This is a genomic window from Caldimonas sp. (assembly GCF_046289365.1).
Taxonomy (GTDB): domain Bacteria; phylum Pseudomonadota; class Gammaproteobacteria; order Burkholderiales; family Burkholderiaceae_C; genus Caldimonas.
In genome coordinates this window covers 1-11,129 of sequence record NZ_JBKBVU010000110.1, presented here as the reverse complement: position 1 = coordinate 11,129, position 11,129 = coordinate 1, and the positions used below count along the sequence as shown (strand labels likewise).

Annotated in this window: 10 protein-coding genes and 1 pseudogene; 8 read left to right on the top strand and 3 right to left on the bottom strand. The window is 69.7% G+C overall.

Annotated elements, in window-relative coordinates; translation table 11 throughout:
* From ACK42S_RS11565 to ACK42S_RS11550, 4 genes are all read left to right on the top strand, one after another.
* Nucleotides 1–388: DNA polymerase III subunit gamma/tau C-terminal domain-containing protein (locus ACK42S_RS11565; protein WP_409707336.1), on the top strand; the 388-nt coding region annotated here is incomplete at its 5' end.
* 58 nt (nucleotides 389–446) lie between these two features.
* Nucleotides 447–773: a YbaB/EbfC family nucleoid-associated protein gene (locus ACK42S_RS11560; RefSeq protein ID WP_409707333.1), complete on the top strand. Its 327-nt coding sequence runs from the start codon at nucleotides 447–449 to the stop codon at nucleotides 771–773.
* Between the two features lie 18 nt (nucleotides 774–791).
* Nucleotides 792–1,379, top strand: coding sequence for a recombination mediator RecR (recR, locus tag ACK42S_RS11555; protein ID WP_409707330.1), 588 nt, complete (start codon nucleotides 792–794; stop codon nucleotides 1,377–1,379).
* 88 nt (nucleotides 1,380–1,467) lie between these two features.
* Nucleotides 1,468–2,550 carry an ABC transporter substrate-binding protein gene (locus ACK42S_RS11550; RefSeq protein ID WP_409707327.1) on the top strand — a complete coding sequence of 361 codons (1,083 nt, stop codon included), beginning with the start codon at nucleotides 1,468–1,470 and terminating at the stop codon, nucleotides 2,548–2,550.
* On the opposite strand, the gene ACK42S_RS11545 is transcribed toward ACK42S_RS11550, so the two are convergent.
* Nucleotides 2,531–4,159: a transglycosylase SLT domain-containing protein gene (locus tag ACK42S_RS11545; RefSeq protein ID WP_409707324.1), complete on the bottom strand. Its 1,629-nt coding sequence runs from the start codon at nucleotides 4,157–4,159 to the stop codon at nucleotides 2,531–2,533. The genes ACK42S_RS11550 and ACK42S_RS11545 overlap by 20 nt on opposite strands.
* Nucleotides 4,156–4,926 carry a hydroxyacylglutathione hydrolase gene (gloB, locus tag ACK42S_RS11540; protein ID WP_409707321.1) on the bottom strand — a complete coding sequence of 257 codons (771 nt, stop codon included), beginning with the start codon at nucleotides 4,924–4,926 and terminating at the stop codon, nucleotides 4,156–4,158. The genes ACK42S_RS11545 and gloB overlap by 4 nt, the downstream gene beginning before the upstream one ends.
* Here gloB and ACK42S_RS11535 point away from each other — a divergent pair.
* The 4 genes from ACK42S_RS11535 to ACK42S_RS11520 all read left to right on the top strand — a co-directional run bounded on the left by ACK42S_RS11535 (nucleotide 4,925) and on the right by ACK42S_RS11520 (nucleotide 10,706).
* Nucleotides 4,925–5,791, top strand: a complete 867-nt coding sequence (locus ACK42S_RS11535) for a class I SAM-dependent methyltransferase (RefSeq protein ID WP_409707318.1) — start codon at nucleotides 4,925–4,927, stop codon at nucleotides 5,789–5,791. The genes gloB and ACK42S_RS11535 overlap by 2 nt on opposite strands.
* 28 nt (nucleotides 5,792–5,819) lie before the next feature.
* On the top strand, nucleotides 5,820–6,272 hold the full coding sequence (gene rnhA / locus ACK42S_RS11530) for a ribonuclease HI (protein WP_409707315.1): 453 nt from the start codon (nucleotides 5,820–5,822) through the stop codon (nucleotides 6,270–6,272).
* A 111-nt stretch (nucleotides 6,273–6,383) separates the two neighbouring features.
* Nucleotides 6,384–7,613, top strand: coding sequence for an efflux RND transporter periplasmic adaptor subunit (locus ACK42S_RS11525; protein WP_409707312.1), 1,230 nt, complete (start codon nucleotides 6,384–6,386; stop codon nucleotides 7,611–7,613).
* A gap of 24 nt (nucleotides 7,614–7,637) precedes the next feature.
* On the top strand, nucleotides 7,638–10,706 hold the full coding sequence (locus ACK42S_RS11520; RefSeq protein ID WP_409707309.1) for an efflux RND transporter permease subunit: 3,069 nt from the start codon (nucleotides 7,638–7,640) through the stop codon (nucleotides 10,704–10,706).
* 21 nt (nucleotides 10,707–10,727) lie between these two features.
* Here ACK42S_RS11520 and ACK42S_RS11515 read toward each other — a convergent pair.
* Nucleotides 10,728–11,129, bottom strand: a pseudogene (locus ACK42S_RS11515) (molybdopterin molybdenumtransferase MoeA); the annotation flags it as partial.

The following is an 11,129-nucleotide window of genomic DNA, read 5'->3' as shown; positions in this document are numbered from 1 at the left end:
CCGCTGGCAGTCGCTGGTGTTGCAGATGATCGACCGGGGGCTGGTGACGGCCCTGGTGCGCGAGCTGGCCCTGCAGGCCCAGTGCCTCGCGGTGGACGAGGCGGCCCAACCCGCGCGCTGGCAGCTCCAGGTCGAACGCGAGACCCTCGCATCGGCCCAGGCGCGCTCCCGGTTGCAGGCGGCGCTGTCGGAGGTGCTGGGCCAGGCGGTGGCGCTGGATCTGTCGGTGGGCCCCACCGAGGACACCCCCGCCCGCCGGGAAGCCCAGGCGAAGGCCATGCGCCAGCAGGCAGCCGAGGCGGCGATACTCAACGACCCGTATGTGGTGTCGCTGATGCAGGAGTTCAGTACGGCGCGTGTCGTGCCCGGCTCGATCAGGCCGCTGTGACCCTTCGGCGGCCGGCCGGCGCCGGGCCGCCTCGTTTTCCCAGGAAAGGACCCAAACCATGCTCAAAGGACAACTCGCAGGCCTGATGAAGCAGGCCCAGGCGATGCAGGACAACCTGCGCAAGGCCCAGGAGGAACTGGCACACACCGAGGTGGAAGGCCAGTCCGGTGCCGGCCTGGTGAAGGTACAGATGACCTGCCGGCACGATGTGCGCCGCGTGAGCATCGACCCCAGCCTGCTGGCCGATGACAAGGACATGCTGGAGGACCTGGTGGCCGCCGCGTTCAACGACGCGGTGCGTCGGGCCGAAGAGGTGAGCCAGGAGAAGATGGGCAAGCTCACCGCCGGCATGCCGCTGCCGCCCGGCATGAAGCTCCCGTTCTGATCCGTTGTCGCGCCGGCCATGGCCACACGCGCACTGGACGAACTGGTCGAGGCTTTGCGCCGCCTGCCCGGCGTGGGGCCGAAATCGGCTGCGCGCATGGCCTACCATCTGCTGCAGCACGACCGCGACGGTGCACAACGGCTGTCACAGGCGCTGCAGGCTGCCATCGGCGCGGTGCGTCACTGCCGGCGGTGCAACACCTTCACGGAAGACGAGGTCTGCGACACCTGCCGGGACCCGCAGCGCGACGCCAGCCTGCTGTGCGTCGTCGAGACCCCTGCCGACCAGGCCGCCATCGAGCGCACGGGCAGCTACCGCGGGCTGTATTTCGTGCTGCAGGGCAAGCTCAGCCCACTCGATGGCGTGGGCCCACGCGACATCGGCCTGTCAAAGTTGTATCAGCGTGTCACCGACGGCCAGGTGCGCGAGGTCATCCTCGCCACCAATTTCACGGCCGAGGGCGAGGCCACGGCCCATGTGCTCGGCGAGGCCCTGAAGGCGCGGCATCTGATGGTGACGCGCCTGGCTCGTGGCGTGCCGGCCGGCAGCGAGCTGGAGTACGTCGACCTGGGCACGATCGCCCACGCCCTGGTCGATCGACGCTGAAGGGGCCCAGGGGGCCGCGTCCCACGGACTTTCCCTGACAGGACCCATCCGGATGGGAGGGCGCTGCCGCCTTGCCTAAGGTGCAGGCATGGCCCCATCCCACCGTGCTTCCTCACCGCCTCGTGGGCTGTCCCGTCGGCGTTGGCTGGCGCTGGCGGCGACCGGGGCCGCTTGGCTGGCGGGCCCGGCGGCCCTGGCCCAGCGGCCGCGCCAGCGGCGCCGGGTGACGATCGGGCTCCTGCGGGAGGACTCGCTTTTCCACCTCCCGCTCACCGTGGCCGGGCAGCTCGGCTACTTCACCGACGAGGGCTTGGACGTGCGCCTGGTCGGCCTGGGCACGATGACGGCCCTGGCCCAGGCGCTGCAACAGGCTCGCGTGGACGTGGTGTCGGCCTCGTATGTGCAACTCATTCTGCAACGGCTTCGCGAACGGCCCTGGCAGTCCTTCGTGCTGATGGGCCGGGCACCGATGGTGGCCATGGGCGTGTCGACTCGCCAGTTGCCGTATTTCGAGCATGTCTCGCAACTGCGCGGCCAGTGCATCGGTGTTGCCACCGAGGGGCCGTCGAGCCGTCTGCTGGCGCAGGCCTTGCTCGCCAAGGCCGGCCTCAGTCCGGCGGAGGTGCAATGGCTCGAACTGCCTGCCAGCGGGCCGGAACTGCTGGCCTGGCATCATGGCCGGGTCCAGGCGCTCAGTCACGCCGACCCGGTCATGACGCAGCTCGAACTGCATGGTGAGCTGCGCCTGCTGGCCGATGCGCGCACCCTGCGGGGGGCAGCGGACGTCTTCGATGGCCCGCTGCCCTCGACCTGCCTGTTTGCCCACAGCAGCTACGTGCAGTCGCGGCCGGACCTCGTGCAGGGCCTCACGCAGGCCGTGCTGCGGGCCCTGCGCTGGCTGCAGACGGCCGCGCCGGCGGACATCCTGGCCACCGTGCCACCCTCGCACGCCCTGGGCGACCGCGCGCTGTACCTGGCGGCCTTCTTTCGGGTGCGAGAGGGCTATTCGCCCGACGGGCTGTTGGAGGATGAAGCGGCGCGCAATGCCTGGCGGTTGGTGCAGGGCCTGGAGGGCGTGGGGCCTCAGCCGGGCCAGGCCGGGCGGATGGCCGCGGCCCACACCAACGCCTTCGTGCTGCGCGCGCGGCGCGTCACTGGCGTGCCACCTTGACCGGCTGCTTGGCGCGTGGGGAGGCCTTGGCCTGGGCGGTGGGCCGTTTGGCCGCCGGGGCTTTGGCCTGTGTGCGGGCCGCCGGCTTCTTGGCCACTGTGGACTGGACGGCGCGGGTGTAGACCACCACCCGCTGGCCGCGGGTGAAGCGGCTGGTGGGGCTCACGTTGTTCCAGGCTGCCACATCGGTGGCAGACACCCGGTAGCGGCGGGCAATGCTGGCCACGCTGTCCTTGCTGCCGGCGCGCACGACGATGCGTTTGCCTGGCGGGCGGTGGGGCGCCAGCGCCAAAGTGGCATTGTCGGCAATGTGGCCCGCCACATCATGCCGGTGCTTGCGTTCGTTGCGTGGCACGAGCAGCGTCGAGCCGGCCTTGACCACCATGCGCGGGGGGATCTTGTTCACCGCGCGCAACTGCGCTTCGCTCATGCCCACCTCGCGGGCGATCTCGGCCGGCGACTGCGTCCGTGGCACGACCCAGGCGGTCCAACTGGCCAGCGGGCCTTCGTGCCGGGCGAGGTTGCGGATGAACCGCTTGGCATTGTCGTAGGGCAGCAGGATCTGCGGCACCCCGGCGGCCAGGATCACGGGCTTGTTGAGCTGAGGGTTCAGGGCCATGAACTCGGCTCGCTCCAGGCCGGCGAGCGAGACGGCCAGGTCCACGTCGATGTCGCGCTGGATCTCCACCGTGAGGAAGTAGGGGTGGTTCTCGATGGGCGTGAGCGACAGGCCGAAGGCCTCGGGGCGCGCGACGATGTTCTTGATGGCCTGCAGCTTCGGGACGTAGTAGCGCGTCTCCGTTGGCATGCGCAGGCTCTCGTAGTCGGTCGGGCGGCCCTGCTGGCGGTTGCGCGCGATGGCGCGCTGCACGCTGCCCTCGCCCCAGTTGTAGGCCGCCAGGGCGAGATGCCAGTCACCGAACATGCCATGCAGGCGTGTCAGGTAGTCGAGCGCCGCGCGGGTGGAGGCCAGCACATCGCGCCGCTCGTCGCGGAAGATGTTCTGCTTGAGGTCGTAGTGGCGGCCCGTAGAGGGAATGAACTGCCACATGCCCGAGGCGCGGGCGCTCGACAGAGCCTGAGGGTTGAAGGCACTCTCGATGAAGGGCAGCAGCGCCAGCTCGGTGGGCAGGCCGCGGCGCTGCACTTCCTCGACGATGTGGAAGAGGTAGCGGCTGGCCCGTTCGGTCATGCGCTGCATGTAGTCCGGGCGGGCGGCATAGTAGCGCTCGCGGTTGCGCACCAGTTCGTTGTCGAGGTCGGGCATCGCGAAGCCTTCGCGGATGCGCTCCCACAGGTCGCGCGAGGCCACCTCGTCGGGGACGTCGCCCACGTCGGCCGCGCTGCTCGGGCCGTGGGCATCGGGCACGATCACGGCTGCTGCCGGCAGTGGGGCCGGGGCGGGCTCGGTTGGGACGGGCTGCAAGGGGGCTGCGGCCACCGACGCGGCTTCGGCCGGTGCCGCTGATGCAGGCGCTGCGGAGGAGAGCGCTTCCACCGGGGCCGGGGCGGGTGAGGGCAGGCTGGCGCAACCGGCCAGGCCCAGCAGGACCAGCGACACCAGCGTGCCGATGGGGCGGGGCAGGCGCAAAGGGAGTGCAGGGATCATCGGAATTCGTTCTTCCATTCGCGCAAGGCGGCAAGGACGGCCACGGCGTCGTCGGCCGCGGCGTGACGGCGCCGGGCTGCGGCCACGACCTCGGGCTCGCGGCAGCGCAGGAAGGGATTGATGGCGCGCTCGCGCGCGATGGTGCTTGGCAAGGTGGGGTGGCCGCGCCCGCGCAGGGCCTCGCAGTGACGCAGGTGCTCGGCCAGCGCGGCGTTGCCCGGTTCGACGGCCTGCGCAAAGCGCAGATTGCCCAGCGTGTACTCGTGGGCGCAGCACACCCTCGTCGTGCCCGGCAGCGCTGCCAGTCGCGCCAGCGAGGCGCTCATCTGTGCGGGCGTGCCTTCGAACAGACGACCGCAGCCGGCCGAGAACAGGGTGTCGCCACAGAAGAGCAGGGGGCTGTCGCCCACGCGCGGGCTCCAGTAGGCGATGTGCCCGGCCGTGTGTCCGGGCACATCGATCACCTCGAAATCCAGCCCGTTCCAATGCACCCGGTCGCCATCGGACAGCGGGGTGTAGGGGGGCGGGATGGCCTCGCGCGCAGGGCCGTAGACCGGGCCGTGCAGCACGCTGCGCAGGGCATCGATGCCGCCGACATGGTCGCCGTGGTGATGGGTCACTAGAATGCCGCTCAGCCTCAGGCCATGGGTCTGCAAGGCCTCGATCACCGGCGTTGCTTCGCCCGGATCGACCACCAGGGCTTCGCGGCCATCGTGGAGCATCCAGATGTAGTTGTCGGCGAAGGCGGGTAAGGCAAGCAGTTTCATGAGGCAAGACGGTCGAATTATAGGTTTGGATGAGTGGCTGCTCACCCCGGCGGGCCGGTACTTGTTGGCCTGGGAACGCGAGCAGGTCGATCGGACCGTGGTGGACCTCTTCGGGTTCCATGCCGTGCAACTGGGCTGGCCTTGTCTGGATGCGCTGCGGCACAACCGCATGCCGCACCGCTGGGTGATGCTCGATCGCCCGCCCGCCGGCGGCCACACCGGGCCGCAGACCCCGCCGCCTGCACCGCCGCCCGAAGGCGGCGGGCCTTCCTGTGCGCCGCCGCCCACGCCCCATGCGGTGGTGGCCGACTTCCACGCCCTGCCGTTCGAAACCCAGAGCCTGGACCTGGTGGTGCTGCCGCACAGCCTGGAGCTGGCCGGCGATCCGCATCAGACGCTGCGCGAGGTCGAGCGGGTGCTGGTGCCTGAGGGCAAGGTGCTCATCCTGGGCTTCAACCCGGCCAGCCTGTGGGGCTTGCAGCAGCGCTGCGCGCGCATAGGCATGCGGCTCGGCCTGGGGGCACCGCCGCTGCCCGAGACCGGCGAGTTCATCGGCTACTGGCGGCTGCGCGACTGGCTGCGGCTGCTCAACTTCGAGATCGAGGGCGGCCGCTTCGGCTGCTACCGCCCGCTGCTGCGTACCCAGTCGTGGCTGGACCGCTACCGCTGGATGGAGCCGGCCGGCGACCGCTGGTGGCCGGTGCTGGGCGCCGTTTACTTCCTGGTGGCGGCCAAGCGGGTGCGTGGCATGCGCCTGATCGGGCCGGCCTGGAAGCAGCGCCAGCGCGCCAAGTCGGCACCGGCCGTGGTGGCGCGCCGCGATCCTCACCCGCCCTCGAACGGATCCGGTCCGCGCTCGTCCTGACCCCCGATGCAAGGAAAGACACCCGTCCATGAACGCAGCGATTCCCCGACCCCAGGTGGTGATCTACACCGATGGTGCCTGCAAGGGCAACCCGGGCCCGGGAGGCTGGGGCGCCTGGCTGGTCTCAGGCTCCCACGAAAAGGAACTGTTCGGCGGCGAACGCTCGACCACCAACAACCGCATGGAACTCACCGCGGTGATCGAGGCCCTGGCCAGCCTCAAGCGCAGTTGCGACGTGACGATCTACACCGACAGCGAATACGTGCGCAAGGGCATCACCGAATGGTTGCCGGCCTGGAAGGCGCGCGGCTGGAAGACGGCCGACCGCAAACCGGTGAAGAACGTCGAGCTGTGGCAGCGGCTGGAGGCTTTGGCCGCCTTGCACCGCGTGCACTGGCGCTGGGTGAAGGGCCATGCCGGCGACCCCGGCAATGAGCGCGCCGACGCGCTGGCCAACCGGGGGGCAGCCAGCGTGGGCTGATGCCAGCCTGTGCGATGTGCGACCGGCCGGACGCCGGGACTTGTGAAGAAGTGTGAACCGGAGACGCGGCTTGCGCGTACATTGTGGACGTTCCCGCACCATTGCACCCCCATGAAGAAGTTGCACGCCCTCGTCGCTGTGGTCGGCATCGCGCTGGCCAGTGCTGCGGCCTACTGGTACCAGCACGTCGGTCCCGGTTCGAAGCCCGGCCCCTCGGTGGCAGGCGGGGGGGCGGCGGCATCCGCCCCGGTGCGCGCGGGCCAACCGTCCGGACCCGTGGCCGTGGAGGTCGGCCTGGCACAGTCGGTGTCCGTGGCCGAGGAAGCCCAGGCCGTGGGCACCCTGAAGTCCCATCAGGGGGTGATGCTGCGCCCCGAGGTCTCCGGGCGGGTGGCTGCACTGGGCTTTCGAGACGGACAGCCGGTACGCCGCGGGCAGCTGCTGGTGCAGCTCGACGACAGCCTGGTGCGCGCCCAGGTGCAGCAGGCGCAGGCCCAGCTCAGCATCGCCCGGGCCAACGATGCCCGCAACCGAGAACTGCTGGCGCAGAACTTCATCAGCCAGGCGGCGGTGGAGCAGGGGGCGGCCAATCTGCAGGTGGCGCAGGCACAGCTTGCGCTGGCCCAGGCTCAGCTCGAGCGACTGCGCATCGTGGCGCCCTTCGACGGGATGGTGGGCATCCGCCTCGTCAACGTGGGCGACTACGTTCGTGAGGGCGCCGACCTGGTCAGCCTGGAAGACCTGCGTACGATCCATGTGGACTTCCGGTTGCCCGAGCGCTACCTGCCCCAGCTGCGTGTGGGCCAGGCCGCCCAGGTGAGCGTGGATGCTTTGCCGGGGCAGCGTTTCGAGGCCCGGGTGCAGGCACTCGAACCCCAGGTCGATGTCAACGGCCGTTCGGTGCTCGTGCGGGCGACCATCGACAACCCCCGGGGCCTGCTCAGACCGGGCATGTTCGCCCGTGTCGATGCGGTGCTGTCCACGCGCGTCGATGCGGTGATGGTGCCCGAGGAGGCGGTGGTGCCGCAAGGCGGCCGCCAGTACGTGATCCTCGTCGTCGAAGGCGGCGAGGGGATGCCCGCCGGCACCCGGGTGTCGCGTCGCGTCGAGGTGGTGCTCGGTCAGCGCCGCGAAGGCCGTGTGGAGGTCGTGCAGGGCGTGCCGGCGGGGGCCACGGTCGTCACGGCTGGCCATCAGCGCATCGCCCGCGACGGCACGCCGTTGCGGGTGGTCGACATCGGCGGTACACCGCGTCCTGCTGACGCGGCTTCGGCACCCGCAACCACCCGCACCCCTGGCGACGCGCGCCGCAGCGGCTTGCGCACCGTCGCGGCCGGGTGACCGCGGCCAGCCCGGAGTCCGACCATGAGAATCTCCGAAGTCTGCGTGCGCCGGCCGGTGTTGGCCACGGTGCTGTCCCTGCTGATCCTGCTGGTGGGGCTGGTGTCCTTCGACAGGCTGCAGGTGCGCGAGTACCCGCGCATCGACGAACCGGTGGTGACCGTGTCCACCCGTCTGGCCGGTGCCTCCTCCGAGGTGATCGAGTCGCAGGTGACCAAGCCGCTGGAAGATTCGATCGCTGGGATCGAGGGCGTGGACATCCTCACTTCGATCTCGCGCCAGGAGCAAAGCCAGATCTCGGTGCGCTTCAAGCTCGACAAGAACCCCGACGACGCGGCGGCCGAGGTGCGCGACCGCGTGGCCCGGGTGCGGGGTCGATTGCCCGACTCGGTGGACGAGCCGGTCATCTCGAAGGTGGAGGCCGATGCCTCTCCGACGATCTGGCTGGCCTTCACCACCACCACCTTGTCGCCGCTGGAGGTGACCGATCTCATCACCCGGGTGGTCAAGCCGCGGCTGCAGACCGTGACGGGCGTGGCCGACGTGCTGGTGCGCGGAGAGCGCGAGTACGCGATGCGCGTTTGGCTCGACCCCGACCGGCTCGCCGCCTATGGTGTGACCGTGCAGGACGTCGAGGATGCCTTGCGGCGCCAGAACCTCGAAGTGCCGGCCGGGCGCATCGAGGGCCGCCAGCGCGAGTTCAGCGTCACGGCCCAGACCGACCTCAACACACCCGAGCAGTTCGCTCAGGTGGCGCTGCGCCAGGTGTCGGGCTACACGGTGCGCTTGCGCGACGTGGCGCGCGTGGAGCAGGCGGCGGCCAGCGAACGCTCCAGCGTGCGCCTGAACGGCCAGCGCTCGGTGTCTCTGGGGGTGATCCGGCAGGCCACGGCCAACCCATTGGAGGTGGCCGAAGGCGTGCGCACCGTCCTGCCGCGCCTGCAACAAGAGCTGCCCGAGGGGGTGACGGTGCAGGTGGCCAACGACAACTCGGTCTTCATTGAACGCTCGGTGCAGGCGGTCTACACCACGATCGCCGAGGCGGTGGTGCTGGTGGCGTTGGTGGTCTTCGTCTTCCTGCGCACGCTGCGGGCGTCGATCATCCCGCTCGTCACGATCCCCGTGTGCCTGATCGGGGCCTTTGCGCTGATGGCCGCGGTGGGCTTCACGATCAACACGCTGACGCTGCTGGCGCTGGTGCTGGCCATCGGCCTGGTGGTGGACGACGCCATCGTGGTGCTGGAGAACATCTATCGCCACATCGAGGAGGGCATGGAGCCCTTCGCCGCGGCGATCAAGGGGGCCAGGGAGGTCGGCTTTGCCGTGGTGGCGATGACGCTCACGCTGGCGGCCGTCTATGCGCCGCTGGCCTTCACGCCGGGGCGCACCGGACGGCTGTTCATCGAGTTCGCGCTGACCCTGGCCGGTGCGGTGATCATCTCGGGTTTCGTGGCGCTCACGCTGTCGCCGATGATGTGCTCCAAGCTGCTGCGTCACAACCCCAAGCCCAGCCGCTTCGACCGTGGCATGGAGCGCATGCTGGTGGCCCTCACCGATGTCTATGAGCGGGCCTTGTCGTGGGTGCTTGGGCACCGCTGGATCGTGGTGCTGACCATGCTGGCCAGCGCCGGGGCCAGCTGGTGGCTGTTTGCCGGCATGCGCAGCGAACTGGCTCCGATGGAGGATCGGGGCGTCGTGCTCGTCACGGTCAATGCCCCGGACGGCTCGACCCTGGCCTACACCGAGAAGTACATGCTCGAGATCGAGCGCATCGGCGCGAGCCTTCCCGAATTCGACCGTGTGTTTGTCGTGGCTGGCAACCCGACGGTGTCGCAGGGCATCTCGTTCATGCGCACCATCGACTGGGACGAGCGCAAGCGCAACACCCAGCAGCTCGCGCGCGAGCTCCAGCCCAAGCTGGCTGTGCTGCCCGGTGTGAGCGCCTTCCCGATCACCCCGCCGTCGCTGGGCCAAGGTTTCCGTGAGCGCTCGGTGAACTACGTCATCCTTACCTCCGACAGCTACGAGAACCTCCACGAGGTGGCCCAGCAGTTCGTCGAGGCGATGAACCGCCATGGCGGTTTCGTGCAACCCGACATCGATCTGCGCCTGAACAAGCCGGAGATCTACCTCGAGGTGGACCGCGAGCGCGCTGCCGATGCCGGTGTTCCGGTCGACCAGGTCGCACGCACGGTCGAGACCATGCTGGGCGGTCGCAACGTCACGCGCTTCAAGCGCGACGCCGAACAGTACGACGTGATCGTTCAGACCGAAGCCGCCGGGCGCTCGCGCCCGAACGACATCGAGCGGCTCTTCGTGCGTGGCCGCGACAACCGCATGATCCCGCTGTCGTCGCTGGTGACGGTGCGCGAGGCCGTCTCCCCGCGTGAGCTCAACCACTTCAACCAGCGCCGCTCAGTCAGCATCACGGCCAACCTGGCGCCGGGCTTTGCCCTGGGCGACGCTCTGAAGTTCATGGACGAGACCGCCGAGCGGCTGCTGCCCACGGGCTACGCCACCGAACTCAACGGCGTCTCGCGCGAGTTCCGCGCCTCCAGCGGCGCGCTGGGCCTGGTGTTCGTGCTCGCGCTGTTCTTCATCTTCCTGGTGCTGGCCGCCCAGTTCGAGAGCTTCATCGATCCCTTCGTGATCCTGCTGTCGGTGCCCCTGTCGATGGTGGGTGCCCTGGCGGCCTTGAATCTCACCGGCGGCACGCTCAACGTGTACTCGCAGATCGGCCTGATCACGCTGGTGGGCTTGATCACCAAACACGGCATCCTGATCGTCGAATTCGCCAACCAGCAGCGCCAGCAGGGCCTGGGCCTCATGGAGGCCACGCGCCGTGCCGCGGCCTTGCGCCTGCGGCCCATCCTGATGACCACCGGCGCCATGGTGCTGGGCGCGGTCCCCCTGGCGATCGCCACAGGCGCGGGCGCCGAGAGCCGCCAGCAGATCGGCTGGGTGATTGTGGGGGGCATGACGGTGGGCACCTTGTTGACCCTCTTCGTGGTGCCCACGATGTACACCCTGTTGGCGCGCCGCAGCACGCCCGGGCCGATCACGCGCTCGGTGGAGGAAGCGGTGGGCGCCTGAAGCGCCCGGCCCCGCGGATGCTCAGATCAGGCCCTCGAAGGGCAGCACGTCCACGAGCTCGCCCTCGGCGACATCGCCCTGATCATGGTGCAGCACCACCAGTCCGTTGGCTTCCGACATCGAACGCAGGATGCCTGAACCTTGCGAGCCGGTGATGCGCACCTGCCAGCGTCCGTCCACCTGGCGCACGATGCCACGCTGGTATTCGGTGCGCCCGGGCTTCTTGCGAAGGGGCTGCTGCGCATGTGCACGCAGCAGGGGCAGCGGTTGCGGCGTGGCCCCGCCCATGGCCAGCAGGGCCTCGCGCACAAAGGCGTAGAAGGTGATCATCACCGCCACGGGGTTGCCGGGCAGCCCGAACAGGATTGCCTGGCGGCCGCGGCTCTCGATGCGGCCGAAGGCCATGGGCCGGCCTGGGCGCAT